Genomic DNA, 26,764 nt, shown 5'->3' with positions numbered 1-26,764 from the left:
GCGTGAACCGCTGCAGGCTCGACGTCGTGTCGTGGGTGCCGTGCCCGGCGCTGTTGGTGGGGCGGCGGGCGTCGATGCCACGGGTGTTGGAGACCAGCACGTCGTTGCCGACGGTGGTGATCTCGGCGGGGAAGTAGTCCGTCGGGAGCAGGCCGACGTAGCTGACCGGCTCCAGCGGGGTCGTGTACCGGTAGACGGCTACCGCGTTGGCGCGGCCGAGCGTCACCAGCAGGTGACCGTCGTCGGTGAGCGTCACCGCGTCGGGCTCGTAGCCCACCGTCGCCTCCGGCCACGGCTGGGTGGCGATGGTCTGGACCACCTTGTTGCTCGCCGTGTCGATGACCGACACGTCGTTGGTGGCGGTGTTGGCGACGAACAGCGCCCCGTTCTTGGCGTACAGGGCGGTCGGGTGCAGGCCGACGTCGATGCTCGTGACGGCGGCAGCCGGGTTCGCCAGGTCGATGACGCTGACCGTGCCGGTGGTGGTGGCAGCGGTCACCGGGTCGGCCGGCACCTGGGTGTTGTAGGAGTTGATCGTGGTGTCGCCGGACCTCGCCGGACGCCCGCCCTCGTTGCTGACGTAGAGCTTGGTGCCGACCTTGATCATGTCGCGGGGGGCGTTGTCCACGGCCCAGCTCTGCTGGATGGCCCCGGTCGCCGCGTTGATGGCGACCACCCGGTTCTGGCCGTTGACCGCGGAGTACACGGTGGAGCCGTCGGGCGAGAACACCGCCTCAGCCACCAGCGCGCGCTTGGGCCCGTCCTGCGGGACCCGGATGAAGGTCGGGTTGGCGAGCGTACCGTCCGGGTTCACGGTGAACTTGCGGTAGCCGTCGGCCTGGCCTAGCCACAGCTGCGAACCGTCGGGGGAGTACGTGGGGCCTTCCTGGCCCACGTCGTTGCCGCTGATGCGCAGATTCGCCGCCGCGTTGTTGCCGACGAGCTGCTGCACCTTCCAGTTTTTCAGGTCCACGATGGCGAGCGCCATCCCACCGTCGGCGACCGAGGCCGCGACGTGGGTGCCGTCCGGGCTGACCGAGGACGACATGATCTTGCCGTTGTTGATGACGAGGCGCTCGCCGATCGGGTTGAGGTACTGGTCGCTGGACACGACCAGGCCCTTGTCGGTGGTCTGGCCGACCTGGTCGGTGCCGAACTGGTGCGTTTGAGCGAAAGCGATGCCGGTGCCGGCGGCGACGACGACAGCGGTGGTGCCTGCCGTTACGAGGGGTATCCGGCGGCCGATGCGTCGACCGAGAAGGCCGGAATGGTCCTTCTCGACACGCCGGCGGCGGCGTGTTACCTGCATGGAGTTATCCCTTCGTGGTGGGGAGCAGTTCGACGTTGCCGTTGAACTGCCAGAGCGGGTTCGGTGCGTCCCCGGTCGGGGTCCGCACCAGGAAGTAGCCGTTCACTTCCTTCGGTCCGTCGCCATCGGCCACGAACCGCCCGTCTGCGGTGACGTCGAGCTGGTAGATGGCCGTCCCCGCGGCCTCGACGTCGGGGAGATGCCAGGAGATGACGCAACGCCAGTCGTTGCCGGGCCCCCGGGCGGCGACCTTGCCGCCGCCCTTGTTGCACGTCGCCGTGGCCTTCAGCTGCGCTTCGGTGACGTCGGGGCGGTTGAGCTGCCTGGTCTGGATGCGGTAGAGGTGGGCGAATGCCGTGGCGACCGAGCGCTGCACCTTGTCCTGTTCGATCCCGGAGCCCGTGGCCGGGGTCGCCGCGGCGATGACCGCGACCGTCACGGCGACCAGCCCGACGAGCGGCAGGACTCCGGCGGTGACCGCGTGGCGCCCCGAGCCGTCGTAGGTCAGGTTGGTGAAGTCGCGCCGCAGGAAAAGCAGGTAGGCCAGCGCTGTCGCGGTCACGGCCCACACCAGGCTGACCACGATGCCGATCAGGAGCGGGCCGAGCTGTGCCGGGCTGGTGAACAGACCGTTCCAGGCGATGAAGGCATAGCTGGGCAGGGCGAGACGTACGGCGACGGGGAGCGGCAGCAGCTGGGCGAGCTGCATCGCGAGCGCGACGAGCGCGGGCAGCAGCAGTCCCATCGGGGACCGCCCCAGCGCGACGGACCCGAGTAGCCCGATCGCGGCGAGGGCCAGAGTCGGGGCGAGTACGCAGACCCAGGCGAGGAGGACCTTCCCGGCGGCGTCCGCTGACGTCAGCAGGTGGCCGTCGAGGCCGACCAGCGGCTGGTTGCCGACCGCCACGACCCCGCCGGCCGCGCTGGAACAGGCGAGCCCGGCCACGAGCAGCAGGATGACGGTGAGGCTGGCCAGTGCCTTCGCTGCGAAGATCCGTCGAGGCGACCGGACCGCCACGAGCAGGTGGCGCCAGGTGCCGAGCCGGTCCTCGGAGGCGAACACGTCGCCGGCGACCAGCGAGGTCAGCAGCGGGAGCGCCCAGGTGCCCGCGAAACCGAGCATCACCAGCGGTCCGGCCCACCCCGTGGCATGCATCCAGCGACCGAAGAGGGTGTCGACGGGGAGCGAGCTCTGCTGGCTCACCGCGGCGACGAAGAGCGCCGGCGTGATCCAGCAGGCGAGGACCAGCAAGCGGATCCGCCATTGCGAGACCAGCTTGACCAGCTCGAACCGGTAGCCGCGCGCCACCGAGACGCGGCGGGCACCGGCGGCAGGGTCGCCGGCGATGGTCGCGGTCATCGGCTGGCCTCCTGCTGCTCGGTGAGGGCGAGGAACGCGGCCTCGAGCGGCGACACCAGGGGTGCGAGCTCGCGCACCGCGACGCCCGCGTGCACGAGCCGCACCACCAGTTCGTCGAGGGCGGGCACCAGCGCGCGTACGACGAGCACCTCGGCGTCGTGCCATGCCCCGGCGTCGACGACGCGGATCCCGGCCGTGTCGACAGCCAGCCGGCGGGCCGCCTGCGGGTCGGAGGTGAGCAACCGGTAGTCGAGTTCACGGTTCTCGGCGGCCAGCTTGCTCAGCGGGCCGGAGAAGACGACCCGTCCGGTGGCGACGATGGTGACCTCGGAGCACAGTGCCTCGAGGTCGTCCATGCGGTGGCTCGAGAGCACGACGCTGGTTCCGTCCGTCGCGAGCCGGGTGAGGACACCGTGTACGTGTTTCTTGCCAGCCGGGTCGAGGCCGTTGGAAGGTTCGTCGAGCACGAGCAGCCGCGGCATGGTGAGCAGGGCGGCGGCGAGCCCGAGCCGCTGACGCATGCCGAGGGAGAAGCCGTGGGCCCGGTCGTCGGCGACATCGGTGAGCCCGACCTGGTCGAGCACGTCGTCGATCCCCGCTGTCCGCGCGTCGCGGCCGCGGAGAGCGGCCAGTGCGGCGAGGTTCTGCCTGGCGGTGAGCGAGGGGTAGAGGCCAGGCCCGTCCACGAAGCCGGCGACACCGTCGGGAGCGGCGAGCGCCCGCCCGACCGGCGTACCCAGGATCTCGAGGCGGCCGCTGTCGGCGGAACGGTGCCCCGGCGAGTGCCAGCAGACCCAGGTCGGCGTGTCCCCGTCGGAACCGTCGCCACGCGCCGACGGCCGCCAGCCCCCAGACCGCCACGGTGAGGACGAGTCGCAGCAGCACCACCATCTGGTGCCCCGCGTCGCCCCGCACCCGTTCGACCGCGCCGTGGTTGATGGCGCCGCCGACGTTCCCGACGGAGCCGAACATGTCGTGCAGGTGCCCCGCCAAGTACGTGACGGCGCCGTAGCTGATGTAGGCCATCAGCACGACGGCGAGCAGGACCGGCAGCGTTCGGAGCGTGCAGCGGCGGACCAGCACCAGCGCGCCGACGCTCACCACGATCGCGATCGGGGTGAGCTGGTGGCTCACGGTGCTGGCCGCGAGCCTCGCCGTCAAGCGTGGATCGTGCGCGCCCTGAGGGAGTGGTCGTCGCCATAACCTCCGGCCGACCGGGTCGGCGACGGGAGCCGTGCCAGGAAGCGCGGCCGGGTGCGACACCCGTCGGTCACATGGTCTCGAGGTGCCCGATGACGTGGTCGCCGAGGCCGGCGATGAACCCGACCGGGTCGGTGCCGAAGGGCATCACGTGCACCTCGGTGATGCCGACCTCGGCGTACCCGGCCAGCTGGTCGGCGAACACCTTGCCGTTCTCGGCGTCGGGGGTCAACGGGCCGGCCCACAGCACCGTCTTGCGGATCCGGCCGAAGTCGGTGCCCTCGCGTTCGCAGTGCGCGGCGAGGACGTCGAGCTTCGCCTTCACCTGCGCCGGGCTGGACTGCGGCCCGGCGAACAGGTTGCTCGCGTCGGCGTAGCGGGCGAGCAGGCGCAGGGTCTTCTTCTCCCCGCCCCCGCCGACCATGATCGGCGGGTGGGGGCGGCGCAGCGGCTGCGGTGAGTTGACGGTTTCGGCGAGCCGGTAGTGCCTGCCCTCGAACGGGCCGTTGTCGTCGCTCCACATCTGGCGCACGATCCGCAGGGTCTCCTCCAGCCGCTCGAAGCGCTCCTTCAACGGCGGAAACGGCACGCCGAGCGCGGCGTGTTCGCGTTCGTACCAGGCGGCGCCCAGGCCGAGCGCCGCGCGGCCACCGGACAGCACGTCCAGGGTGGAGACGATCTTCGCCAGCAGGCCGGGGTGGCGGTACGTGACCCCGGTGACCAGCAGTTGCAGCTCGACGGTGCTGGTGTGCGCGGCGAGGAAGCCGAGCGTCGTGTAGCCCTCGAGCATGGGCGCGTCGGCATCGCCGAGGCCCATGCCCTCGATCTGAAGGTAGTGGTCCATCGCCGACAGGTTCGCCACTCCCGCGGCTTCGGCGGCGGCGCCGACCCGGGCCAGCGTCGGCCCGACCGACGCGGGGCCGCCCGGGAAGTCGAAGTTGATCAGGTGTACACCGAGCTTCATCGTTCTGCTCACTCCGACTGGGCGTGGATGGGGCCGGGACCCTACGGTCCCGGGCCTGACGCTAGTGCCGTGTTGGCCGGGTTGGTCGGGGTTGGGAAATGTCGTAGGGCTGGTGTTGGCTTCGGTTCGTGCCTCGCCGTCGGGATCCCGCCGCCCCGCGGGTCGTGCATCGCACCGCACGTGTCGCGCTGCGGGTCACGCCCGGCCAGCGGCGGCGGTGTTTCGGGCTGCTGCGCTCGGCCGGTGACGTGTGGGCGTGCGTGCTGGCGGTGAATGCGTGGCGGCGCCGCCGCCGGGACGTACCGCTGTCCGGTTATCAGGAGTTGTGCCGGGAGTTGGCGGCGTCCGGGCCGGGCACGTTCGCCGAACTGGATTCCACGGGTGCTCGGTCGGTGTTGCGCCGGTTTTCCGATGCGTGGTTCGCGGCGGCGAAACGCCGCAAGGACGGTGACCTGTCGGCGCGGTTCCCGCGTCGGCGGCGGGGTTTGGTGCCGGTGCGCTGGTATCACGGCACGTTCACCCTCGACGGGCGTCGGTTGCGGATCCCGACCGCGAAGGGCACGTCGCGGTTGTGGGTGCGTCTGGCGCGGGAGGTGCCGTATCCGGTTGAGCAGGTCCGGTCGGTCACGCTGCTGTGTGAGGGTGGTCGGCTGTTCCTCGACGTGACCGCTGAGGTGCCGGTGGCGGTCTATCCGCCCGGTGGACAACCGGATCCGGGCAGGGTGGCCGGGGTGGATCTGGGGATCATCCACCCGTACGCGGTGGCCGGCCCCGACGGGGAGAGGTTGTTGGTGTCGGGGCGGGCGATCCGCGCCGAGCATCGCATGCACCTGGCCGACACGAAGGCCGTCGCCGTGCCGTGGCACGGCGGGCGCCGAAACGTGGTGAGCGGGGTCGCGGCGGTGGCGGCAGTACCGCCGCCGGGCACGCCTGGTGGAGGGCCGGCACCGGCGGCGGGTCCGTCAGGCCCAACACGAAGCCGCCCGCACCGTCGTCTCGTGGGCGGTGGAGCAGCGGGTCGGTGTGCTGCACGTCGGGGATCCACGCGGGGTGCTCGACATTGCGGCGGGGCGGCGGCACCACCTGCGGTTGCGGCAGTGGCAGATCGGCCGGCTCCTGCAAGTTCTCACCGACAAGGCCACCCTCGCCGGCATCAGTGTTCGGCTGGTCGACGAACGCGGCACGTCGTCGACCTGTCCGGCCTGCAGAAGGCGGGTGCCGAAGCCTCGTGGGCGGACCTTGTCCTGTCGGCACTGCGCGTTCTCCGGGCACCGTGACCTCGTTGCGGCGGCCAGCATCGCCACTCGTGTTCCGGGCGGCGGATCCACCACCCCGGTGGCGGTCGTGCTGCCGGAGGTGGTCACGCACCGTCGAGCCGGCCGGCACCTGCCCGGTGCCGGGCGGTCCCGACGTGACCCCCGCCGTCCACCCGGGCCGGCGCGAGGGTCGGTTGGCCCGCGGAGGCCCGCCCCACCACCAGGTGGGGAGTCGCTCGCCCCCAAGGCGAGGATCCACAACACCCACCGCAAACCCGGTGAACGTTAGTGGACACCGCACTAGACGATCTATTCCAAGGGGTGCGGGGCAGCGAACAAGAGCGAGGGTGTCCATGATCGACGTTGCTGAGCAACGATGACCATGGAGGCCACGTGCACGTCGATCGGGACACCCTCGCCACCGCACTCTACGTGAAGATCGACGATGAGTTGAAGGCGTCACCCCAGCTCAACCGGTGGCGGCCAGCGGTCGGTATCGGTCCGAAGATCACCGACGCGGAGTTGATCACCCTTGCGGTGTTGCAGTCCGTGCTGGGGTACCACAAGGAAGCCCGGTGGATCCGCTACGCCCGCAACAACCTGCTCCACCTGTTTCCCGACCTGCCCAAACAGCCCGGATACAACAAGCGACTACGTACCCTGACCTCGCAGATCACCCACTTCATCCGGCTGCTGACCTTGGACACCGACCTGTGGCAGCACCCGGTGCGCATCGCCGACTCCACCCCGGTGGAGTGCGGACGCTCCCGCGAGACCGTGAAACGCTCTGACCTGGCCGGCTGGGCCAGCTACGGCTACTGCGCCTCCCACTCCCGCCGCTTCTGGGGACTGCGCCTACACCTGGTCACCACCGTGCACGGCCTGCCCGTCGCGTTCGCCCTGACCACCGCCAAGACCGACGAACGCGAGGTCCTGGTCGACCTGTTCGACCTGGACAACGGCCTGTTGACCCACCCCGACGGGCTGATCCTGATCGTCGACAAGGGCTACCGCGACGCCGCCAGCGAACAGCAGCTGACCGAACGCGGCGTCACCATGATCCGCCCCGCCTACCGCACCGAACCGCCACGCCCCGGACGGGCACTGCTACGCGCCCTGCGCCAGAGCATCGAGTCGGTCAACCAAACCTTCAAAGGCCAACTCGACCTCGAACGACACGGCGGACGGACCCCCGCCGGCGTGGCCGTACGCGTCTTGCAACGCATCCTCGCACTCACCGCCGTGATCTGGCACAACTGGCACACCGGCCAGCCAGTCCTACGGTCCCTGACCGCATACGACCACTGACCCCTTGGAATAGATCGTCTAGAGGGTGATCAGGGCCGCGGGGCGGGATTCGCCGACGGCGACCGCGATCAGGGCTGCACGTGGGCGTTCAGACCGACGAGGTCGGCGCTGGCCTGCCACAGCCGGGCCGCGGCCGCCGTGTCGTACGAGGACCTGTTCGAGGTCTTCGGTTTCCGGTTGGCGAAGTACCGACCGGTGACGCCCTCGACGTCGGGGGACGACGCGAGGTGGATCGCGGTGGCTGCACCCCGTTCGGGAGTCTTCATGAACGGGCGGGCGGCGAAGGTGAGGGCGCCCATCATCGCCGTGGGGTCCTCGGCGCCGAAGGCCGTGCGCACGACGCCGGGGTGCAGCACCGTGGCGGTGACGCCGGTGCCGTCCAGCCGTCGGGCCAGTTCGTAGGTGAACATGACGTTGGCCAGCTTCGACTGGTTGTAGGCCCGCTGGCCCGAGTACTTCCGCTCACTCATCAGGTCGTCGAAGTCGATCTTTCCCATGGCCTGCGCGCCCGAAGAGACCGTGACGATCCGCGCGGGGGCGCTCTGCTTCACCCGGTCCAGCAGCAGGTTGGTCAGGAGGAACGGGGCGAGGTGGTTGAGCGCGAACGTGCGCTCCAGCCCGTCGGCGGTCAGATGCCGGTGGGCCCAGAACCCGCCGACGTTGTTGACCAGCACATCCAGCCGCGGATACGCCTGGAGGACGTCGGCGGCCAGCCGCCGGACCTCGGCCTGTGACGACAGTTCGGCGATGAACACGTCGACCGCGTCGTTGCCCGACGCCGCGCGGATGTCCGCGGCGGCCCGCTCGGCGCGGGCTCGGTCGCGGCCGGTGACGCCGACTCGGGCGCCCAGCGCGGCAAGGCCGACGGCGGTGGCCTTGCCGATGCCGCCGGTGCCGCCGGTGACCAGGACGGTCTTGCCGCTCATGAGATCGGCCATCGTGGCTCCTTGACTGGGTCGGATTGTGCGACGGGGGTCGGCGCGGTCGCCGACCCCCGTGCCACTATCGAACGATCTTGAAGTTGAACATCGGGGTGTTCAGCGCGCCCATCAGCCGCAGCCACACCGGCAGCAGCATCTCGGTGCCGCGGGCGGTGGTGATGTCGCCGAGGTCGATGATGTCGGTGTGGCCGAACGACTCCAGCAGGCCGACCACGGTCTTCTTGGCGTCCGCGTCGTTGCCGGACACGAACACGCTGTGCTCGCCGCCGGCGAGCTGCGCCGGGATCACCATCAGCGCGGCGGTCAGCGTGTTGAGCGTCTTGACGACCTTCAGCTGCGGGAACGCGGCCTGGATCTGCTCCCCGAGCGAGTCGGTGTCCTTGACGAACAGGGTGGGCGGGAAACCACGGGAGAAGTCCAGCGGGTTGGCGATGTCGATCAGGATCTTGCCGGCGAGGTTGTCGGCGCCGGCCGCCTCCAGGGCGGCGATCGACACGTCGCCCGAGGTGGCGTTGACCAGCAGCTCGGCACCCTCAGCGGCCTCGGCGAAGGTGGCGAGCCGTACCGCCGGACGGGCGGCGGCCCACGCGGAGTAGGGCGGGTTGCCCATGCCGTCCGGTTCGGTGCGCGCCATCGTCGCCGCGATGTCGCGGGTACCGACGGTGACGTCGTGGCCCAGTTCCGCCAGGCGGCCGGCGAGGGCCTGACCGACCATGCCGGTTCCCAGGACTGCGATCTTCATTGCGAGCGCTCCTTGACTTTGTTCGGTGCGAGACATCCCGCCTCCAGGACAACCTAACAGACAGGTCTGTCTACCACAAGCGGCGGGCTGCACGAGATGGCCGCGATTGTCGGGTGACGCTAAACAGACTTGTCTGTAGCCTGGAGGTGCAGCGGCGGAAACTCACGACGTTCAACGAGCCGTAAGGAGCGAGGAGGCGGACCGATGGCCCAGGCAGCTGTGCCCCGGCAGTCGGCCCGCGAGCGCATCCTCGACACCGCGTTCCGGCTGTTCTACGCGTACGGCCCCCGCGGTGTCGGTGTCGACACCGTGACCGCCGAATCCGGCGTCGCCAAGGCCACCCTCTACAAACATTTCCCGCGCAAGGACGACCTGATCCTGGCGTATCTGGACACGGTCGACCAGGTCTGGTTCGGGCAGCTGCGCGCCGCGGCGCTCGCCGCGGGCGAGGACCCGCGCGAGCAGTTGGTCGGCATGTTCGACGCACTGCGTTCGGCGTGTCGGCGTGAGGGCTACCGGGGCTGCGCGTTCATCAACACCGCCGCGGAGTCGGCGGCCGGCCGGGATGTGCACGCGCGTACCGTCGAGCACAAGACGGCGGTACGCGCCTGGCTGACCGACCTGGCCCGCCGCGCCGCAGCCACCGACCCCGACCGGATCGCCTGTCAGCTAACCCTGCTCCTCGACGGTGGCCTGTCCGCGGGCGTCCTCGACGCCGATCCGGCCACCGCCGACGCGGCAAAGGCCGCCGCACGCGCCCTGGTCGACGCCGCCTGCCCCGCCCGGGGCTGACCGCCTCGGACCCGTAGCACTCTCAGAAGCTGTAGCCGCCTGCGCACAACAGCACCTCGCCGGTGATGTAGTCCGCTTCCGGCGTGCACAGCAGGTAGGCCGCCCCGGCGGCCTCCTCGACGGTCCCGGCGCGCCCCAGCGGGATCGACCGGTCCAGCGACGCCGCGATGTCGGGGTTGAGGCCGACGGCGAGCTGCCGCCCCTCGACGTCGATGCTGCCCGGCCCTGCCGGGTCGGTCAGCCGGGTGCGGATGACGCCGTACGCGACAGCGTTGACGTTGACCGCGTACCGGCCCCATTCCTTGGCCAGGGTCTTGGTGAGGCCCACGACCCCGGCCTTGGCGGCGGAGTAGTTGACCTGGCCGGGGTTGCCGGCCAGGCCGGAGATCGACGAGATGTTGACGACCTTGCGGTGACGTGTCGTACCGGCGGATCGGTCCCGGGCGGCGAGTTTCTTGATCACCGGCTGGGCGGCGCGCAACAGGCGAAACGGGGCGGTGAGGTGCACGTCGAGGATGTCTGCCCACTGCGCGTCGGTGGTCTTCTGGATGACCGCGTCCCAGGTGTAGCCGGCGTTGTTGACGATGATGTCGAGGCCGCCGAACGTGGACATGGCGGTGTCGACGAACCGTCCGGCGAAGTCGGGATCGGTGACGCTGCCGGCGACCGCGACCGCCTGCCCGCCGGCCTCCTCGATCAGCTCGACGGTTTCCGCCGCCGGATCGGGATCGAGGTCGTTGACGACGACCCGGGCACCGTGAGAGGCGAGCTTGCGGGCGATGGCCTGGCCGATTCCGCGGCCGGAGCCGGTGACCAGGGCGACTCTCCCACGCAGGTTGTTCATGCGGTCCGCTCCAGGAGGGTGACGACGCAGGCGCCGCCGAGGCCGACGTTGTGCGCGAGGGCCAGGTTCGCGCCCTCGACCTGCCGCGCGCCGGCGGTACCGCGCAGCTGCCAGGTCAACTCCGCGCACTGGGCGAGCCCGGTCGCGCCGAGTGGGTGGCCCTTGGCGAGCAGGCCGCCGGAGGGGTTCACGACCACCCGCCCGCCGTAGGTGTTGTCGGCATCGGCGATGAACTTCTCGGCCGTGCCTTCCGGGGTCAGGCCGAGGGCCTCGTAGCTGATGAGTTCGTTGGCGGTGAAGCAGTCGTGCAGCTCCACCACCGGCACGTCCAGCGGGTCGACTCCGGCTTCGGCGTAGACGCGACCGGCGGCGGTGCGGGTCATGTCGTAGCCGACCAGTCGCATCATGTCGGTGTCGTCGAACGTGCCCGGTGTGTCCGTGACCAGCGCCTGGGCGCGGATGGTCACGGTGGTGTCGAGGCCGTGCCGGCGGGCGAAGGCGGCGCTGCACAGCACGGCCGCGGCGGCGCCACAGGTGGGTGGGCAGCACTGCAGCCGGGTCAGCGGCCCGTACATCGGGGGCGAGGCCAGCACCTCCTCGACCGTGACGGGGTCGCGGAAGACCGCGTTCGGATTGTGGGCGGCGTGCCGGCGGGCCTTGACCGCGATCGCCGCGAACGTCTCCGGGGCGGTGCCGTGGCGGCGGGCGTACTCGGCGCCGGCGCCGCCGAAGTAGGCCACCGCGAACGGCACCCCCTCGTCGTCCTGAAGCCGGGAACGGGTGGCGTCACCGCGGGCCAGCGGGCTGTCGCGGTCACCGAAGGCCATACCGAGGGCGCCGCGGGTCATCTGCTCGAATCCGAGGGCCAGGACGCAGTCGGCGGCGCCGGTGGCGACAGCCTGCCGGGCCAGCCACAGGGCGCTGGATCCGGTGGCGCAGTTGTTGTTGACGTTGACGATCGGGATCCCGGTGGTACCCAGGCCGTACAGCGCGGCCTGCCCGCAGGTGGAGTCGCCGTAGACGTAGCCGACGTAGGCCTGCTGCACCAGCGCGTGGTCCACGCCCGCGTCGACCAGGGCGGTCCGCGCGGCCGTCTCGCCCATCACGTGGTACGGCAGGCTCTGCGACGGCCTGCGGAACGGGATCATGCCCACGCCCGCGACCAGGACCGGCCTCACGTCAGCCGCCCGATGTGGTCGGCGACGGTGCCGGCGCCCTTGTCGGACAGCAGGATCGTGTAGTGGTTGACGTCGGACACCTTCTCCACGGCGAGGCGACCGCGGTCGACCCCGGCGGCCTGGAGGTGGGTCTCGTCGTACAGGCCCTGCGGTTCGTCGAGGATGCCGCGTTCGCACCACAGCAGCGTCGCCGGGCAGTCGATCCGGTGCGCGGCGGTGGTCGTCTGCTCGTCCAGGAGGGTGTCGGTGGCGTCCTGGCGTACCGCCTCGAGGGAGCAGGAGGAGCGCAGCGCCGGCGGCTCGCCGACCAGATCGCGCAGCGCGTAGTCCCGGACCGCGGGCGACCAGGCCGCGGCGAGCGCGGGATGGACGCGCCAGAAATCGAGGTACGCCTGCTCGCTGTCGAACGTCATCTGCAGGCGGCGCATCGCCGGGCCGATGACCGCCTGCAGGATGGCGTCGATGTCCGCGCCGTCGGGCACCTGCAGCGTGATGCCGCCGTCGACGAGCAACACCGACGAGACCCGGTCCGGGTGGCGCAGCGCGGTGACGGCGGCGACGAACGCGCCCATCGAGTGTCCGACGATCGGCGCCCGGTCGAGGCCGAGGTGGTCGAGGACGGCGATGAGGTCGTCGGCGTGCTGGGCGAGCCCGTACGGGCCGGGCAGGGCGGCGCTCTTCGCGCGTCCGCGCAGGTCCGCGGCGATCAGCGTGGCGCGGCCGGCCAGGGCGTCGGCGACCGGCGCCCAGGACAGGGCGTTGGCGGTGATGCCGTGCGCGGCCAGCACGTTCGGGCCGGTCGCGCCGGGCCAGCGGCGCACCCGCAGGGTGCCGCCGGTGACGGGGACGTCGAGTTCTTCGGGGTTCACGGCTGCTCCTCGGAGGCGACCTTGGGACGGCGGAATGCGGCGTCGCGGTATGCGGCGAGTTCGGCGGCGAGGCGGTTCTTCAGTTCGAGGCGCTTGGCTTTGCCGGTCGCCGTGTAGGGCACGTCGTCGCCGAAGACGACCACCTTGGGCTGGTGGGCGAAGTCGAGGCGGCCCGCGCAGTGGTCGAGGAGCTCCTGCTCGGTCAGCGTCCCGTCGGCGACGACGTACGCGGCGATCTCGTCGCCGTAGACCCGGTGTTCGAACGGCACGGCGAGGGCGAACGCCACCCGCGGATGGGCGCGCAGCACCTCGTCGATCTCGAAGGGGGAGATGTTGTGCCCACCCCGGATGATCAGTTCCTTCATCCGTCCGGTGATGAAGAAGACCGGCCGCCCGTCCGGGCCGGGACGCCAGAAGCCCTCGTCGCCGGTGTGGAACCACCCGCCGCGGAAGGCCTCGGCGGTGGCGTCGGGGCGCCCGGCGTACCCGCGCATGATGATCGCTCCACGGACCGCGAGCTCACCGCGGACCTCGGCGGGCAGCTCCGCTCCGGTGACCGGGTGCAGCACGGCCATCCGCGCGTGCGGCAGCGCGCTGCCGATGCTGGGGAAGCCGGCGTCGGCGTGCCAGTGCCGGCGCTGCTCGTCGGGGAGAGCGGGCATGGCGGAGGCGACGCAGGTGGTCTCCGACAGGCCGTAGATGTGCCGGATCGGGACGGCGAAGCGATTCTCGAAGTCGAGGGCGGTCTCCACCAGCAGCGGTCCCGCGCCGCACAGCACCTCGGCGAAGCAGTCAGGCGCCTCGCCCTCGCCGGCGAGCAGGAACTCCAGCAGGGTGGGCACCAGGCTGGCGGTGGTCGCCCGCTCGGCGGCCACGTCCGCCCAGAAGCGCTCCGTGCGGAACCGGTCGGTCAGGACCGTGGAGGCGCCGGTGTGCCAGGGCAGCAGGCTGGAGATGACCAGGGCGTTGGCGTGGTGCACCGGCAGCACCGTGTGGACCCGGGTGGCGGAGTCCCAGCCAAAGGTGCTCGCGAGGGCGTCCAGGTCGGTCAGCAGGTTGCCGACCGTGGTGATGATGCCCTTCGGCTCTCCGGTGGTGCCGCTGGTGTAGAGCCGCAACGCCGCGACGTCGAGGCCGGCTGCGGTGTCCTCGACGGGTGCCGCGCTCCCGGTCGGCAGGTCGTCGGTGTGCAACGGCAGGGCGGTCGCCTCGGCGAGTGCGGTGGCCCGGTCGGCGTGCTCCGGTGCGTGGACCAGCAGGCGCGCCGCGGAGTCGCGCAGCACGAACACCTGCCGGTCGCTGGCCTCCTGCGCGTTCAGCGGGACGCAGCATGCCCCGACCAGCCAGCATCCGTACGCCACCGCGAGGGCCTCGGCGGTGTTGCCGGCGAGGGTCGCCACCGCGTCCCCCGGGCCGATGCCCTGCCCGCGCAGCCAGGCCGCCGTCGCCTCGACCTGGGACCGCCACTCGCCGACGGTCCAGGCGCGCCGGGTGTCCCGCGCGTGGTGCAGCTCGGTCAGGTACGGGGCGTGGAGGTCGGTGCGGTCCCGGAAGAACGCGGCGAACCCGGACCACCGCGGACGGAAGTCGTCGACGGGCGTGCGAGGGTCGGATGAGCGGGGCTCCATGTGCGAAAACCTAGGACGCGTTCAGCTCGCGGAGCGATGGATGATCCCCACACCCTTGGATCAGTCTGACGGAGGAACCCGCCACTAGGCGGAGTGCTGGTCGGTGAAGCTGACGATCCGGTGCAGCTTGACGGCCAGCCGGATCTGCAGTGCCTTCTCGCCGGTCCGCCACCCCTCACCGAGCAGTGCGGTGATGCGTTCGATGCGCTGGTAGAGCGTGTTGACGTGGATGAACAGCGCCGCGGCGGCGCGAACGTGGCTGCCGTCGGCGTCGAAGTAGGCCTCCACCGTCCGCAACAGCTCCGATCCGCGCTGCGCGTCGTAGTCGACCACCGCGCCGAGGGTGCGCTGCACGAACGCCGCCACCCGCTCACGCCCGGCCGGACCGAACAGCAGCCCGAACGCGCCGAGGTCGGCGGGACTGGCCGCCACGCCGGTTTTCCCGAGCGCGCACAGGACGTCGACGCAGTGCCGCGCGTCGCGGTGGGCGTCGCGCAGCCCCGCCGGCCCCGCACCGGGGCCGGCGGCACCGACGGTGACCGGCGCGGCGACGGCACGGCCGAGGCGTTCCACGGCCGCCGGCCCAGCCTGGGCCGGGTCAGTGCCGGGCAGCAGCACGACGACGGTGCGGCCGTGCTCGCCGCACAATCCACCGCACTGCGCCGCCCAGCTGCCCAGGGCGCTCGCCACGATCCGGCGGTCCTCGGCCCGTTCGGGGTGGGCCACGATCAGCGCGTGCGGCCGGTCCAGGTCCCAGCCGAGCAGCCGGGCCCGCCGCCGCAGCCCGTCCGGTTCCGGCTGCGCCTCGGCCAGCAGGTCGGTCAGCAGATCCCCGCGTACCCGGTGCTCAGCCTCGGTCAGCTGCCGCTCGGTCAGCAGCAGGATGGCCGCCACCAGGGCCGCCCGCTCGACCGTGCGCTGATCGGCGACGTCGAGACCTCGGCAGGCCACCAGGACCGCCAGGACCTGGGACCCGGCGACGACCGGTGCGGCGCATCCCGCCGGCGTGGCCGCGGTGGCCCGCGTGGCGATCGCCGACCGGCACGCCTTCGCCAGGTCACCGGTGACCGGACCGCCCGGAGCCGGCGTGACCGGGCCGGCCGAGGCGAGGACCCGCAGGGCGGGATCGGCCACGAAGACGCCGGCGCCGAGCACCTCCGCGACCACGGCCGCGACCTCGGGCAACTGACCGCCCTGGGCTGCGACGGTGGTGAGCCGCTCGTGCACGTTGGCGGCCCGCTCCATCAGGTCGCTGTGCGCGCGTACGTCGGCGAAGAGCGAGGCGGTCTCGATCGCGATCGCCGCGTGGGTGGCCAGGGAGATCAGCAGGGCGACCTCGGCGTCGGCGAACGGCCGCTCCCGCCGGTTGGCGGCGAAGAGCACTCCGATCACCCTCTCCCGCAGCAGGAGCGGTACGCCCAGCACCGCGATCAGCCCTTCGCCGACGACGACCTCGTCGACGGTGTGCCGGAACCGCCTGTCGTGCGGGTAGTCCGGGGTCGCGTACGGCTGACGCGTCTGTGCCACCAGTCCGCCCAGCCCCGCCCCCATCGCCAGCCGGGCCGCCTTGAACGCGTCGGTGTGGATGCCGTCGGTGACCCGCACATACGTGTCCCCGCGCTGCTCGTCGATGAGCATCAGATAGGCCGCCTCGGTGCCCAGCAGCCCTCGCGCGCGGGCGACGATCGCCTGCAGCACCTCCTGGACGTCCCGCAGCGACGACAGGTCACCGGCCGTCTCGTACAGCGCGGTCAGCTCGCGCTCGCGCCGGTCGCGCTCGGCCAGCCGCTCACTCACCGTCAGCGCCAGCTCGACGGACTCGCGTGCCCGCGCGTCGCCGGCCACCTCGGCGCGTAACCGGGCCAGCGGCTCGGCCGACCCGTTCCCGGGGCCGGCGAGCAGCCGCAGGGCGCGGCGAGCCACATCATCGTCGACCGCCGTCATGACCCTCCCGCTCCCGCGCCTGTGGTGGTGGCGGACGGTAACACGCCGTGAACGGAAACGCCGCCCGTCGCTCTGCCCGACCGAGCCGCCCGGCATGCTCGCGCACCGTTTCCCTCTCCGGGTGACGCGGACGGCGCCCCGCGGTCGGGTCGCGCCGAACGCCTCGCCACCGCGCCCGAGCCCGTTTGGACGGGGTGCACACGGGTAGGGCCGACACCGGCGTCGGACATGGAAGGCGGTACCGCGAATGAACGGTGGTCGACTGGGTGACGCGCTCGTCGGCGCGGCGGGCAACGTGGCCGGCACGGTCGTCGACCCGCGTCAGGGGCTGAGCCACCTCCGCGCGGCGCTCTCCGGGCGGACCCTGGTCACGGTGGCGGCGGGCCTGGTCGTCGGCTACCTGCTGGCGCGGTCCCGACGCCGGAGGTGACGCCGCGCGGATCGGGCGGCGGCGTGGTCAGGGGTGGCTGGCCAGCAGCCGGGTGATCTCCGGGGCGGCCGGGTGCGCCGGCGCGACGGTCAGGAAGCGGCGCAGGGTGCGCGGCGCCTCGGCGGGGCGGGTACGCCGCTGGGCGAGGCCCAGCACGAGCAGGCCGTCCGGCGAGTCCGGGGCGTGCGCCAGCACCTCCTGCGCGGCCTGCCCCGCGCCGGCCGCGTCCCCGGCCCGCAGCAGAGCGAAGGCGAGTCGCAGCCGGATCGTGTCGTCGGGCCGGTCGCGCAGCGCCTCCCGGTACAGCTGCGCGGCGGCGTCGTACCGGTCCTGTGCCTCCAGGTCGCGCGCCAGCCCGACCGCCACCGCGACCGGATCCGTCGGCGCCCGGTCGGGTGCGGGCCGTTCGAGGCCGCGGGCGGCCACGGCCACCGACACCACGACGGCGATCAGCCCGAGCGCGGACCACCGCCAGGCCCGCCGGGCCGCAACGCCGGGCGCCGGGCCGGCGGTCGGTGGTGCGGCAAGGTCGTCGGCGCGCCGGGGCCGGGGCCGCAGCGTGCGTCGGGCCGCGTAGCCGGCGGCCAGCAGGGTCAGCGCGGGTACGGCCCAGAGCAGCAGTTCCACGCCGTTGGCCGGCGGGTCGGTCAGCACGTCGCGGCCGTAGCGTTGGACGAACCAGCGGCGGATCTCGTCGCGGCTGCGCCCCTGGGCCACCTGGTCCGCCGCGGCCTGTCGCATCGCCGCGGCGATCGGTGACCGGGAGTCCGCCACCGACTCGCCCTGGCAGGCCGGGCAGCGCAGGCCGGCGGTGACCGCACGGACCGGGTCGTCCCGGCCGGTGCCGACGACCGACCGGGCCAGCCCCGCGCCGGCCGCGGCGAGCAGGGCCGCGAGGACGAGCGTCACCGCGGCCGGGCGCCACCTCATCCGGCCAGCAGCGGCGCCACCCGCTGCTCCAGCCACTGCCCGGTGACCACGCCCCGTCGCCGGTCGACGATGCGGCCGTCCCGGTCCAGCACGAAGGTCTCCGGCACGCCTCGGACGCCCCAGTCGACCGCCCGGGTGCCGTCCGGGTCCGGCAGCACGGTGAGCCCGGTCGCGCCGGTCTCGTCCAGCAGCGCGCGGACGGCGTCGGCGCCGTCCCGGACGTTCAGCCCGACCACCCGCAGCCCCTGCGGGGACCAGCGCCGCCCGGCGTCGACGAGCAGCGGCAGTTCGTCCCGGCACGGCCCGCACCAGGAGGCGAAGACGTTGACCAGCAGCACGTGGCCGTGGGCGTCGGCCAGGTCGAACCGGCCGCCGTCCAGCGTGGGGCCGGAGAGTGCCGGCGCCGGGACGGGTGGTCCCGGGGTGCCGGCGGCGCTGTCCGGGGGCGGCGGCCCCGACCGCAGGCCGAGGGCCACGACCACGCCGACCGCGACGGTGACCGCCAGGACCAGCGCCGGCCAGACCCGTGGCCGCCAACCTGGGAGGTGGCTCATCCCGCGGCTCCGGCGGGGACGGGGGCCGCCCGGGTCCCCTCGCCTGGCGTCCCGGGCCGTCGTCGCGGGCGGGCGGCGCCGAGCGCCGCGGCGAGTCCGCCGGCGGCGGTCAGCGCGCCGCCGGCCCAGAGCAGGCCGACCAGCGGGTTGACCGCGAGCCGCAGCGTGGCGCTGCCGTCGTCGGGGGAGACCGCGATCAGGGTGACGTAGGTGTCCCGCAGCGGCGCGGTGTCGATCGCCGGCACCGTGACGGCGGTGTCCCGGGCCGGGTGGTAGCGCAGGGCCGGGGTGACGGTCCGCTCCGCGCCGCCGGATCCGGAGAGCCGGAGCCGCGCGCGTACCGCCATGCCGTCGCGGTCGCCGGTCCGGTCCACGCCGACCAGCCGGACGCGCACGTCACCCACCCGCAGGCTCTCGCCGGTCCGGACGGTCCGCTCGGCGTCCCGACCGTACGCCGACGACCCGGCCACCCCCACCGCGACCAGGGCGATCCCGGTGTGCGCGACCAGCCCGGCGAGCCGGCGCCGACCCGGCGGGCGGAGCCGGTCCGGCAGTTCCCCGGCCAGGCCGGTGAGCACGAACGCGGCGGCGCCGAAGGCGGTCAGCGCGGGCAGGCCGGGCCGGCTGAGCAGACCCACCACGGCGACCGTGGCCAGCGCCACGCCACCCGGTACGACGAGCCGCCGCAGCGCCCGGGCCGGGTCGCGGACCCGCAGGGCCGGCGTCACCCCCATGGCCAGCAGCACCACGACCGCCAGCGGCACCGCCGTGCGCTGGTAGTAGTCCGGGCCGACGGAGGCGCGGACGCCGCCGAGCGGGCCGGACAGCAGCGGGAAGATCGTGCCGATCAGCACCACCGCCGCGATCGCCACCAGCAGCACCGCGTTGACCAGGACTGCGGTGGTGCGGGACAGCAGCGGCGGCGCGGTGCCGCCGGCCGGCTCGGGGGCCCGCCGACCGGTCAGCACCGTCGACGCGACGACCGCGAGCAGCACGAAGCCGAGCAGCATGGGGCCCAGCGGTGAGTCGGTGAACGCGTGCACGCTGGCCACCGCGCCAGAGCGGGTGAGGAAGGTGCCGAGCAGCACCAGCACGAAACTCGCGCAGGCCAGCACCCGGTTCCACCCGGCCCGGCGGCCGTTGCGGCCGGGGGCGGTGTGCAGGAACGCGGTGGCGGTCAGCCAGGGCAGCAGGGAGGCGTTCTCCACCGGGTCCCACGCCCAGTAGCCGCCCCAGCCCAGCACCGCGTACGACCACCAGGCGCCGAGCCCGATGCCGGCGGTCAGCGCCGCCCAGGCGGCCAGGGTCCAGGGCCGGGCCGCCCGCAGCCAGCCGCGTCCCTCCGGTCCGGCCAGCGGCGCGGCGAGCGCGAAGGCGAACGGCACGACCAGGCCGATGTAGCCGGCGTAGAGCAGGGGCGGGTGTACCCCCATCGCCGGGTGCTGCTGCAGCAGCGGGTTCGGGCCGGGCCCGTCGGCGGGCACCGGGTCCACGGTGCGGAACGGGTCCGCGGCGAAGCGGGACAGCGCGAAGAAGAACACGGTCACCGCGCTGACCACCACCATCGCGTACGCGCGCAGCCGGTCCGGGCGCCGCCGGCCGGCGAGCAGGGCCGCGTACCCGCCGAGGACCAGCAGCCAGAGCTGCAGCGAGCCGTCCAGGGCGGACCAGAGGCTGGTCACCGTGTAGTACAGCGGCACCCGGCGCCCGCCGTTCTCCGCCACGAACCGGACGCTGAAGTCGTGCCGGAGCAGCGCCGCCTCCAGGATGCCGCAGGCGACGGCGGCGGTGCCCAGGGTCGCGGCGGTCGCGAGGCGGGCCGCCCGGGCGGGCGTGCCGAACAGGGCCACCCGCAGCCAGAGCAGCGCGGTCAGGGTGGCGCAGAGCACCCCGACGGTGAGGCTCGACGTGCCGAGCTCACCGAGCATCGACTGGCTCCACGGGGGCGGTGGACGGGCGGTACTCGTTGCCGTGCCGGACCACGACGCGGTCGGAGCGGAACATCCCGTCCGCCGACAGGGTGCCCTCGACGACCGCCCCCTCGCCCTCCCGGAACGTCCCCGGCGGTGCACCGCGCTGCTCGACGGTGATCTCCTGTCCCCCCTCGGCGAGGCGGAACACCACCAGGTCGCCGTCGCGGTGCAGCGACCCGGGCACGACGTCACCGCCGAGGCGTACCCGTTCCCGGGCCGCGTCCGGGTCGCGCAGCACCTCGCCCGGGGTGCGGTAGTAGGTGAGGGTGCCGCGCAGCGCGCCGGTCACCAGCAGCGCGCCGGCGGCGAGCAGCACGACGACGAGGGTGGCGCGGCCGGCGCGGCGGCGGGTCATCCGACCCGGGCCGGGACGCGGTCGGGCGTGCGGGGGGCGACGGCGGCGAGCCGGCGTTCCAGCCGGACCACCCGGTGCAGCAGGACGCAGAGCGCGGCGAGGGTCGCGGCGGCCACCGCGAGCAGCAGGGCGGCACCCATCCGGGGGTCGATCGGCGGGCGCTGCGGGGCGAACACGGTGGCCTGCTGGTGCAGCGACCGCCACCAGACGACGGAGAAGTGCACCACGGGTACGAGCAGGAACCCCGCGACGCCGACCAGGGCCGCCGGTCGCGCCACCCGGTGGTCGCCCCCGTCGCGCCCGCCGGTCCGTTCGGCGACCGCGCGGCGCAGGGCCAGATAGCCGGCGTACGCGAGCAGCAGCAGCGCGGTGCCGACCAGCCGGGGGTCCCACGCCCACCAGGTGCCCCAGACCAGGCGCCCCCAGAGCGATCCGGTGGCGATGGCGACGGCGGTCAGCGTCACCCCGATCTCGGCGGCGGCCCGGGCGAACCGGTCCCAGCGCAGGTCGCCGCCGGCGAGGTAGGCGCCGCTGGCGGCCAGCACCACGGCGAACGCGGCGTAGGCGACCCAGGCGGCGGGCACGTGCAGGTACATCAGTCGCTGCGCGGTGCCCTGGACCGCGTCGGGCGGGGCGAGCCAGCCGCCGGCCACGGTCGCCGCCGTACCGAGCCCTACGGCGGTCCAGGCCATCGTCCGGCGGCCGGCGGTCGCTCTGGCGGTGTCCGCGACGAGGTCCACGGTGGAGGCTCGCATGATCTCCCTGTCCGCGCCCGGGCGCTTGCCGGCTGGGTTCGCTGCGCCTTCACCATAGGTCGCCGGAGCTCCCTTATACCCCCAAATGCCGTAAAAGCGGGCTAACCGACCGGAAGCGTCTAGTGTCGCTCCCGGTGGAGAAGACAGCGGACCCGATCGTGAGCGCCGCCCGGCACGCCCGGCGACGTGGATCGCCACGCCGTCTGCCGGTGCTGACCCCGCTGTCGGGCCTGCTCCTGCTCGCCGGCTGCGCCGGCGACTCACCGTCCGCGCTGAACCCCGGCGGGGCGGGAGCGTCCCGCGTCGCCGGCCTCTGGTGGGTGCTCTTCTGGATCTCGGTGGCCGTCTTCGCCGAGGTCATGGCGCTGTTGGTCTGGGCGCTGGTGTTCCGGCGGGGCAACGCCCGCGTCCGCCACGGCCAGCCGCTGCGCTTCGTCGCGGTCGCCGGCGCCGGCCTGCCCTTCGTCATCCTCGTCGCCGTCTACGGCGTGGGCCTGCGCGACCTCGCCGCGTTGGGCGACGGCCCCGGTCCGGACGCCCCCACCGTCGAGGTGACGGGCCACAAGTGGTGGTGGGAGGTGCGCTACCAGGGCGGGTCGGGGGCCACCGCCAACGAGATCCACATCCCCGTCGGGGAGCAGGTGCGCGTCCGACTGCGCACCGACGACGTGCTGCACAGCTTCTGGGTGCCGCAGCTGATGCCCAAGATGGACCTGATCGCCGGGGAGACCCGGGAGACCTGGCTGCGGGCGGAGCGGGCCGGCAGCTACCGGGGCCAGTGCGCCGAGTACTGCGGCACCCAGCACGCCCACATGGCCTTCCTGGTGGTGGCGCAACCCCGCGCCGACTTCGACGCCTGGCTGGCCCGGCTCGACGCACCGGCGCGGGAGCCACGCACCGACGCCGAGCGGCGGGGACAGCAGGCCTTCGCGCAGGGCACCTGCGGCGCCTGCCACGCGGTACGCGGCACCGGCGCGGAGGGCCGGGTCGGGCCCGACCTGTCGAACGTGGGCTCCCGGTGGAGCATCGGCGCCGGCGCGGTGCCCAACGACGCCGGTCACCTCGGCGGGTGGATCGCCAACTCCCAGACGGTCAAGCCGGGCAACGCCATGCCCCCGCAGCCGGTCGACGCGGCGCGACTGCCCGACCTCATCGCCTACCTGCGGTCGCTGGAGTAGGCGGGGGAGGGAAAGTCATGTCCACGACCACCACACCGCCGCCCGGGCTCAGCGCGCGGGACCTCGCGCGGCTGGCGGAGCACTGGGGCGAGCGCCCCTCGCTGCGGGGCTGGTTCAGCACCGTCGACCACAAGCGGATCGGCCGGCGCTACCTGGTCACCGCCGGGTTCTTCTTCGTCCTCGCCGGCCTCAGCGCGCTGGTGATGCGCACCCAGCTCGCCCGGCCCGAGTCGGGCGTGGTGTCGCCGCAGGAGTACAACCAGCTCTTCACCATGCACGGCACGGCGATGATCTTCCTGTTCGCCACCCCGATGCTCTTCGGCTTCGGCAACTTCCTGGTGCCCCTGATGATCGGCTCCCGGGACATGGCCTTCCCGAGACTGAACGCCTTCGGCTACTGGGTCTTCCTCTTCGCCGGGTTGTTCATGTGGGCCAGCCTGCCGTTCGGCGCCGCCCCCAACAACGGTTGGTTCGCCTACGCCCCGCTGAGCGAACAGCAGCACAATCCCGGCCTGCACATGGACGTCTACGCGTTGGGGCTGCTCTTCCTCGGCATCTCCACCACCGCCGGGGCGATCAACTTCATCGTCACCGCGCTCAAGCTGCGCGCCCCCGGCATGTCGCTCAACCGGGTGCCGCTGTTCGTCTGGGCGATCGTCGCCACCGCGTTCATGGTGATCTTCGCGCTGCCGGCGCTGAACGCCGACAACGCGATGCTCTTCCTCGACCGGCGGTTCGGCACCCACTTCCTCGACCCGTCCGCCGGGGGGAGCGTGCTGCTCTGGCAGCACCTCTTCTGGATCTTCGGCCACCCCGACGTCTACATCATCGTCATGCCGGCGCTCGGCATCGTCTCCGCCGTGCTGCCCGCCTTCACCCGTCGCGGCGTGGTCGGCTACCCGCTGATCGTGTTGTCCATCGTGTCGATCGCGATCATCTCGTTCGGGGTCTGGGTGCACCACATGTTCGCCACCGGGCTGCCCCAGCTGTCGTACAGCTTCTTCAGCGCGGCCAGCACGATCATCACCATACCGTCGGGCATCCAGATCTTCGCCTGGCTGGCCACCATGCTGCTCGGCCGGATCGTCCCGAAGGTGCCGCTGCTGTTCGTGATCGGCTTCGTGGTGACCTTCGTGCTGGGCGGGCTCACCGGCGCGATGTTCGCGCTGACCGCGTTCGACCAGCAGGTCACCGACTCCTACTTCGTGGTGGCGCACTTCCACTATGTGCTGATCGGCGGGGCGGTCTTCCCGATGCTCGCCGGCATCTACTACTGGCTGCCGAAGATCACCGGGCGGATGTACCACGAGCGGTTGGGCCGCTGGGCGTTCTGGCTGGTCTTCGCCGGCATGCACGTGACGTTCTTCCCGATGCACCTCTACGGCCTGTTCGGCATGCCGCGGCGGGTCTACACCTACCGCAGCGAGCCGGGCTGGGACGGGTGGAACCTGGTCAGCACCGTCGGGTCGTACCTGCTCGCCGTCGGGCTGCTGCTCGTGCTCGTCGGAGTGGTGCACGCGCTGCGCCGGGGCCGGCCGGCGCCGCCGGACCCGTGGGACGGCGACAGCCTGGAGTGGGCCACCGCGTCGCCGCCCGAGCCGTACAACTTCCCGGTCCTGCCCCGCGTGCACAGCCTGCACCCGGTCTGGGACGAGCGCACCGCCGAGTCCGTCGGCGCCGGCGCCACCGCGGACCGCATCCTCAGCGACGGACGCACCACCCTGGTCACCAGTGAACTCGACGCGCACCCCGAACGGGCGGTGCGGATGCCGGAGTCGACCCTCAAGCCGCTCCTGCTGGCCGGCGCGCTGCTGGTCTTCTTCACCGCGATGCTCCTCGCCTGGTACCCGGTGGCGGCGCTCGCCGCCCTGGCGGTGGCGGCGACGATCGCGGTCTGGCTCTGGCCGCCCCGCCGCCCCGACGAGGAACTGGGGGTGGCCCGGTGAGCGACCGTGGCGGGGTCGTCGCGGCGGCCACCAGCGCCGAGGCGCTGACCACCGAGCTGCCGGTCGGCCGGTCCGCCGGCTGGTGGGGCATGGTGATGTTCGTGGCCACCGAGGCCACCCTCTTCGCCTGCCTGCTCGGCAGCTACTTCTACCTCCGCTTCCAGTACGGCCCGACGTGGCCACCCGACGGCATCGACGACCCGAAGCTGCTCACGCCCCTGGTGATGACCGCGGTCCTGCTGCCCAGCAGCCTGCCGGTGGTGTGGGCGGAGCGCGGTATCCGGCAGGGCCAGCGCTGGCGGCTGCGGTCCGGGCTGGCCGCCACCATGGTGCTCGGGGTGACCTTCCTGGCCCTGCTGGCCGGCGAGTACGCCGAGACGCTGACGCAGTTCACCATGACCACCGACGTGTACGGCTCACTGTTCTACCTGATCACCGGCTTCCACGGGCTGCACGTCCTGGTCGGGCTGACCATGATCGGTTGGCTGCTGGCCGCCTCCCTGCGCGACGGCAGCTTCGGCTCCCACCGGCACGAACGGGTCCGCAACGCCGCGATCTACTGGCACTTCGTCGACCTGGTCTGGGTCGCCATCCTGTTCACCATCTACCTCTCGCCGCGGTTGTGATGAGCACCCGACCCGGTCCGCACGCGCGCCTGACCGGCGGGCTGCTGCTCTGGTACGGCGTGCTCGGCGGCGCGGTGGCATGGGCGGTGCACCTGCTCGCCGCCTGGAGCCTGGACGAACTCGCCTGCGCCGCCGGCTCCCAGCGGGTCGCCGCCGTACCGCTCTGGCAGGCCGTCGGGCTCGCGGTGGTGGTCCCGGCCCTGGTCACCATGGGGGCGCTGCTGGTCGCCGCGCTGGTGTGGCGGCGCACCGGGCGGGCCGGCGAGGAGGGGGTGGCGTTCGGCCGGTCCCGGCTGCTCGCTGTGATCGGGGTCTGGGCCAACCTGCTGTTCCTCGCCATCATCGTGCTCGGCGGGGTCGCCGTGCTGGTGCTGCCGCCATGTCAGCGCTGAGCGCGTACCGGGCCCACCCGCCCGGTGGAGACCCGGTGGCCGAGGGCCTGCTGACCATCCTCGCGGTCGCCACGCTCTGCCTGCTGGTGGCCGGCTACGGGCGGGGCGTGCAGGAGTTGTGGGCCCGGCGCGGGGTCGGCCGGGTCGTGCCGGGCTGGCGGGTGGCCGCGTTCGGCGCCGGGGTGCTGACGGTGCTCGCCGCCGTGCAGGGCCCGGTGCACGAGCTGGCCGAATCCTCGTTCGCCGGGCACATGGCGCAGCACATGCTGCTCGTGCTGGTGGCGGGGCCACTGTTGGCGGCCGGCGCGGCCGGGTTGCCGCTGGGCCTGGCCGCCCCGGTGCCGCTGCGCCGGCTGCTGGCCCGGTGGCGGGTGGCGCCGACCGTGCGCCGGCTGCGCCGCCCCACCACGTACGCCCTGCTGGCCGGCGGCGGGCAGACCGTCGTGCTGTGGTGCTGGCACCTGCCGGGGCCGTACGCCGCCGCGGTGGACCGGCCCGCCGTGCACGCCGCCGAGCACCTCAGCCTCCTGGCGGCGGCCTGGCTGTTCTGGGCGCCGGTGCTCGGCCCGCCGCGCCACCGCCCGCCCGCCCCGGTGACGGTGCTGCTGCTGGTCGGCGCCATGCTGCCAGCCTCGGCGCTCGGCGCGGTGCTCACCTTCGCCCCGGCCCCGGTCTACCCCCACCGGCTGCTCGGCGCCGACCCGCTGGCCGACCAGCAGCTCGCCGGCCTGCTGATGTGGGCGCCGATGGACGTGGTCGTCCTGGTGGTGGCGCTGACCGTGTTCCTGCGCTGGCTGTTGCGGATGGAGCGGGACCGGCCGGACGCCCTGAGCGGTGGCCCGAAGCGCGGCGGCGGCCCGGTGGCGACCGGGGCCGGAACTGAAGGGATGCTGCGATGAACCTGCCCGGTCGGGTCTGGGCGCTCGGGGCGGCCCTGGCGGTGCTGCCGGCGGCCGCGGTCACCGGATGCGCCTCGACCGCGCCACCGCCGCCGCCGGAGGTGCGGACCGGCCGGCCGGACCGGGGCGAGGCGCTGATCGCCCAGTACGGCTGCGGGTCGTGCCACACCATCCCCGGCGTCAGCCGCGCCGACGGCCTGGTCGGGCCGCCGCTGACCCGGTTCGGCGCCCGCTCGTACATCGCCGGTCAGTTGCCCAACAACGCCGACAACCTTCGCCGCTGGATCGCCGACCCGCAGGCGGTCGAACCGGGCACCGCCATGCCGAAGCTGGGCGTCAGCGCCATCGACGCGCAGGACATCGCCGCCTACCTGTACACCCTGGACTGACC

Annotated in this window: 25 protein-coding genes and 2 pseudogenes; 11 read left to right on the top strand and 16 right to left on the bottom strand. The window is 73.1% G+C overall.

Annotation, left to right across the window (positions count from 1 at the left end):
• Nucleotides 1–307 precede the first annotated feature (307 nt).
• The 4 genes and pseudogenes from OG799_RS15130 to OG799_RS15115 form a co-directional block, all read right to left on the bottom strand.
• Nucleotides 308–607, bottom strand: a pseudogene (locus OG799_RS15130) (phosphoesterase); the annotation flags it as partial.
• Nucleotides 608–1,313: 706 nt separating this feature from the next.
• On the bottom strand, nt 1,314–2,669 hold the full coding sequence (locus tag OG799_RS15125) for an ABC transporter permease (protein WP_406045667.1): 1,356 nt from the start codon (nt 2,667–2,669) through the stop codon (nt 1,314–1,316).
• A pseudogene (locus OG799_RS15120) lies at nt 2,666–3,427 on the bottom strand (ATP-binding cassette domain-containing protein); the annotation flags it as partial. The pseudogene OG799_RS15120 and the gene OG799_RS15125, both read right to left, overlap by 4 nt.
• Nucleotides 3,428–3,939: 512 nt before the next feature.
• Nucleotides 3,940–4,833 carry an LLM class F420-dependent oxidoreductase gene (locus OG799_RS15115; RefSeq protein ID WP_406045666.1) on the bottom strand — a complete coding sequence of 298 codons (894 nt, stop codon included), beginning with the start codon at nt 4,831–4,833 and terminating at the stop codon, nt 3,940–3,942.
• Between the two features lie 260 nt (nt 4,834–5,093).
• Between OG799_RS15115 and OG799_RS15110 the strand changes: the two genes are divergently transcribed.
• The 3 genes from OG799_RS15110 to OG799_RS15100 all read left to right on the top strand — a co-directional run bounded on the left by OG799_RS15110 (nt 5,094) and on the right by OG799_RS15100 (nt 7,397).
• Entirely contained in the window at nt 5,094–6,110 is a 1,017-nt protein-coding gene (locus OG799_RS15110) for a hypothetical protein (RefSeq protein ID WP_406046536.1), read from the top strand.
• A complete protein-coding gene (locus tag OG799_RS15105; RefSeq protein ID WP_406046294.1) occupies nt 5,998–6,378 on the top strand; it encodes a zinc ribbon domain-containing protein in 381 nt (126 codons plus the stop codon). The genes OG799_RS15110 and OG799_RS15105 overlap by 113 nt, the downstream gene beginning before the upstream one ends.
• Before the next feature lie 104 nt (nt 6,379–6,482).
• Nucleotides 6,483–7,397, top strand: a complete 915-nt coding sequence (locus tag OG799_RS15100) for an IS982 family transposase (protein ID WP_406045665.1) — start codon at nt 6,483–6,485, stop codon at nt 7,395–7,397.
• 68 nt (nt 7,398–7,465) lie between these two features.
• Here the strand turns inward: OG799_RS15100 and OG799_RS15095 are convergent, their stop codons facing one another.
• Nucleotides 7,466–8,335: an SDR family oxidoreductase gene (locus OG799_RS15095; protein ID WP_406045664.1), complete on the bottom strand. Its 870-nt coding sequence runs from the start codon at nt 8,333–8,335 to the stop codon at nt 7,466–7,468.
• Nucleotides 8,336–8,399: 64 nt separating this feature from the next.
• Nucleotides 8,400–9,080, bottom strand: coding sequence for an NADPH-dependent F420 reductase (locus tag OG799_RS15090; protein WP_406045663.1), 681 nt, complete (start codon nt 9,078–9,080; stop codon nt 8,400–8,402).
• Nucleotides 9,081–9,284: 204 nt separating this feature from the next.
• Between OG799_RS15090 and OG799_RS15085 the strand changes: the two genes are divergently transcribed.
• Nucleotides 9,285–9,872, top strand: coding sequence for a TetR/AcrR family transcriptional regulator (locus OG799_RS15085; RefSeq protein ID WP_406045662.1), 588 nt, complete (start codon nt 9,285–9,287; stop codon nt 9,870–9,872).
• A gap of 22 nt (nt 9,873–9,894) precedes the next feature.
• On the opposite strand, the gene OG799_RS15080 is transcribed toward OG799_RS15085, so the two are convergent.
• The 5 genes from OG799_RS15080 to OG799_RS15060 all read right to left on the bottom strand — a co-directional run bounded on the left by OG799_RS15080 (nt 9,895) and on the right by OG799_RS15060 (nt 16,335).
• Nucleotides 9,895–10,716, bottom strand: coding sequence for an SDR family NAD(P)-dependent oxidoreductase (locus tag OG799_RS15080; protein WP_406045661.1), 822 nt, complete (start codon nt 10,714–10,716; stop codon nt 9,895–9,897).
• Complete coding sequence (locus OG799_RS15075) at nt 10,713–11,894, bottom strand: lipid-transfer protein (protein WP_406045660.1); 1,182 nt, start codon at nt 11,892–11,894, stop codon at nt 10,713–10,715. Before OG799_RS15075 ends, OG799_RS15080 begins: the two co-directional genes overlap by 4 nt.
• A complete protein-coding gene (locus tag OG799_RS15070; protein WP_406045658.1) occupies nt 11,891–12,763 on the bottom strand; it encodes an alpha/beta hydrolase in 873 nt (290 codons plus the stop codon). Before OG799_RS15070 ends, OG799_RS15075 begins: the two co-directional genes overlap by 4 nt.
• A complete protein-coding gene (locus OG799_RS15065; protein WP_406045657.1) occupies nt 12,760–14,391 on the bottom strand; it encodes a class I adenylate-forming enzyme family protein in 1,632 nt (543 codons plus the stop codon). The genes OG799_RS15070 and OG799_RS15065 overlap by 4 nt, the downstream gene beginning before the upstream one ends.
• Nucleotides 14,392–14,475: 84 nt before the next feature.
• Complete coding sequence (locus OG799_RS15060; RefSeq protein WP_406045656.1) at nt 14,476–16,335, bottom strand: helix-turn-helix domain-containing protein; 1,860 nt, start codon at nt 16,333–16,335, stop codon at nt 14,476–14,478.
• Between the two features lie 247 nt (nt 16,336–16,582).
• Between OG799_RS15060 and OG799_RS15055 the strand changes: the two genes are divergently transcribed.
• The gene (locus tag OG799_RS15055) at nt 16,583–16,765 is read left to right on the top strand and encodes a hypothetical protein (RefSeq protein WP_406045655.1); all 183 of its coding nucleotides are present in this window, start codon (nt 16,583–16,585) and stop codon (nt 16,763–16,765) included.
• Between the two features lie 27 nt (nt 16,766–16,792).
• Here the strand turns inward: OG799_RS15055 and OG799_RS15050 are convergent, their stop codons facing one another.
• Genes OG799_RS15050 through ccsA form a run of 5 tightly spaced genes read right to left on the bottom strand, consistent with a single transcriptional unit; the run spans nt 16,793 to nt 21,332 of the window.
• Nucleotides 16,793–17,695 (bottom strand): cytochrome c-type biogenesis protein CcmH, encoded by a 903-nt coding sequence (locus OG799_RS15050; protein WP_406045654.1) that lies wholly within the window; start codon nt 17,693–17,695, stop codon nt 16,793–16,795.
• Nucleotides 17,692–18,249: a TlpA family protein disulfide reductase gene (locus OG799_RS15045; RefSeq protein ID WP_406045653.1), complete on the bottom strand. Its 558-nt coding sequence runs from the start codon at nt 18,247–18,249 to the stop codon at nt 17,692–17,694. Before OG799_RS15045 ends, OG799_RS15050 begins: the two co-directional genes overlap by 4 nt.
• Complete coding sequence (locus tag OG799_RS15040) at nt 18,246–20,177, bottom strand: heme lyase CcmF/NrfE family subunit (RefSeq protein ID WP_406045652.1); 1,932 nt, start codon at nt 20,175–20,177, stop codon at nt 18,246–18,248. Before OG799_RS15040 ends, OG799_RS15045 begins: the two co-directional genes overlap by 4 nt.
• On the bottom strand, nt 20,167–20,577 hold the full coding sequence (locus tag OG799_RS15035) for a cytochrome c maturation protein CcmE (protein ID WP_406045651.1): 411 nt from the start codon (nt 20,575–20,577) through the stop codon (nt 20,167–20,169). The genes OG799_RS15040 and OG799_RS15035 overlap by 11 nt, the downstream gene beginning before the upstream one ends.
• Nucleotides 20,574–21,332 carry a cytochrome c biogenesis protein CcsA gene (gene ccsA, locus OG799_RS15030; RefSeq protein WP_406045650.1) on the bottom strand — a complete coding sequence of 253 codons (759 nt, stop codon included), beginning with the start codon at nt 21,330–21,332 and terminating at the stop codon, nt 20,574–20,576. The genes OG799_RS15035 and ccsA overlap by 4 nt, the downstream gene beginning before the upstream one ends.
• 134 nt (nt 21,333–21,466) lie before the next feature.
• On the opposite strand from ccsA, the gene coxB reads away from it, so the two are divergent.
• The 6 genes from coxB to OG799_RS15000 are packed head-to-tail and all read left to right on the top strand — an operon-like array spanning nt 21,467 to nt 26,762.
• On the top strand, nt 21,467–22,510 hold the full coding sequence (coxB, locus tag OG799_RS15025) for a cytochrome c oxidase subunit II (RefSeq protein WP_406045649.1): 1,044 nt from the start codon (nt 21,467–21,469) through the stop codon (nt 22,508–22,510).
• Nucleotides 22,511–22,527: 17 nt separating this feature from the next.
• Entirely contained in the window at nt 22,528–24,456 is a 1,929-nt protein-coding gene (gene ctaD / locus OG799_RS15020) for a cytochrome c oxidase subunit I (protein WP_406045648.1), read from the top strand.
• A complete protein-coding gene (locus OG799_RS15015; RefSeq protein WP_406045647.1) occupies nt 24,453–25,082 on the top strand; it encodes a heme-copper oxidase subunit III in 630 nt (209 codons plus the stop codon). The genes ctaD and OG799_RS15015 overlap by 4 nt, the downstream gene beginning before the upstream one ends.
• Nucleotides 25,082–25,474: a hypothetical protein gene (locus tag OG799_RS15010; RefSeq protein ID WP_406045646.1), complete on the top strand. Its 393-nt coding sequence runs from the start codon at nt 25,082–25,084 to the stop codon at nt 25,472–25,474. Before OG799_RS15015 ends, OG799_RS15010 begins: the two co-directional genes overlap by 1 nt.
• Nucleotides 25,462–26,373 carry a cytochrome c oxidase assembly protein gene (locus OG799_RS15005; RefSeq protein WP_406045645.1) on the top strand — a complete coding sequence of 304 codons (912 nt, stop codon included), beginning with the start codon at nt 25,462–25,464 and terminating at the stop codon, nt 26,371–26,373. The genes OG799_RS15010 and OG799_RS15005 overlap by 13 nt, the downstream gene beginning before the upstream one ends.
• On the top strand, nt 26,370–26,762 hold the full coding sequence (locus OG799_RS15000) for a c-type cytochrome (RefSeq protein WP_406045644.1): 393 nt from the start codon (nt 26,370–26,372) through the stop codon (nt 26,760–26,762). Before OG799_RS15005 ends, OG799_RS15000 begins: the two co-directional genes overlap by 4 nt.
• Nucleotides 26,763–26,764: the final 2 nt, after the last annotated feature.

Origin of the sequence: Micromonospora sp. NBC_00898 (assembly GCF_045207895.1) — a bacterium.
Classification (GTDB): Bacteria; Actinomycetota; Actinomycetes; order Mycobacteriales; family Micromonosporaceae; genus Micromonospora.
The sequence above is the reverse complement of the archived record's forward strand: the minus strand, read 5'-3'. Positions and strand labels throughout refer to the sequence as shown.

Excerpts from the sequence above, each read along its gene's own strand:
- OG799_RS15125 (WP_406045667.1), bottom strand. The coding sequence starts at position 2,669 with ATGACCGCGACCATCGCCGGCGACCCTGCCGCCGGTGCCCGCCGCGTC.
- OG799_RS15115 (WP_406045666.1), bottom strand. The coding sequence starts at position 4,833 with ATGAAGCTCGGTGTACACCTGATCAACTTCGACTTCCCGGGCGGCCCC.
- OG799_RS15095 (WP_406045664.1), bottom strand. The coding sequence starts at position 8,335 with ATGGCCGATCTCATGAGCGGCAAGACCGTCCTGGTCACCGGCGGCACC.
- OG799_RS15090 (WP_406045663.1), bottom strand. The coding sequence starts at position 9,080 with ATGAAGATCGCAGTCCTGGGAACCGGCATGGTCGGTCAGGCCCTCGCC.
- OG799_RS15085 (WP_406045662.1), top strand. The coding sequence starts at position 9,285 with ATGGCCCAGGCAGCTGTGCCCCGGCAGTCGGCCCGCGAGCGCATCCTC.
- OG799_RS15080 (WP_406045661.1), bottom strand. The coding sequence starts at position 10,716 with ATGAACAACCTGCGTGGGAGAGTCGCCCTGGTCACCGGCTCCGGCCGC.
- OG799_RS15065 (WP_406045657.1), bottom strand. The coding sequence starts at position 14,391 with ATGGAGCCCCGCTCATCCGACCCTCGCACGCCCGTCGACGACTTCCGT.
- OG799_RS15060 (WP_406045656.1), bottom strand. The coding sequence starts at position 16,335 with ATGACGGCGGTCGACGATGATGTGGCTCGCCGCGCCCTGCGGCTGCTC.
- OG799_RS15055 (WP_406045655.1), top strand. The coding sequence starts at position 16,583 with ATGAACGGTGGTCGACTGGGTGACGCGCTCGTCGGCGCGGCGGGCAAC.
- OG799_RS15050 (WP_406045654.1), bottom strand. The coding sequence starts at position 17,695 with ATGAGGTGGCGCCCGGCCGCGGTGACGCTCGTCCTCGCGGCCCTGCTC.
- OG799_RS15045 (WP_406045653.1), bottom strand. The coding sequence starts at position 18,249 with ATGAGCCACCTCCCAGGTTGGCGGCCACGGGTCTGGCCGGCGCTGGTC.
- OG799_RS15040 (WP_406045652.1), bottom strand. The coding sequence starts at position 20,177 with ATGCTCGGTGAGCTCGGCACGTCGAGCCTCACCGTCGGGGTGCTCTGC.
- OG799_RS15035 (WP_406045651.1), bottom strand. The coding sequence starts at position 20,577 with ATGACCCGCCGCCGCGCCGGCCGCGCCACCCTCGTCGTCGTGCTGCTC.
- ccsA (WP_406045650.1), bottom strand. The coding sequence starts at position 21,332 with ATGCGAGCCTCCACCGTGGACCTCGTCGCGGACACCGCCAGAGCGACC.
- ctaD (WP_406045648.1), top strand. The coding sequence starts at position 22,528 with ATGTCCACGACCACCACACCGCCGCCCGGGCTCAGCGCGCGGGACCTC.
- OG799_RS15010 (WP_406045646.1), top strand. The coding sequence starts at position 25,082 with ATGAGCACCCGACCCGGTCCGCACGCGCGCCTGACCGGCGGGCTGCTG.
- OG799_RS15005 (WP_406045645.1), top strand. The coding sequence starts at position 25,462 with ATGTCAGCGCTGAGCGCGTACCGGGCCCACCCGCCCGGTGGAGACCCG.
- OG799_RS15000 (WP_406045644.1), top strand. The coding sequence starts at position 26,370 with ATGAACCTGCCCGGTCGGGTCTGGGCGCTCGGGGCGGCCCTGGCGGTG.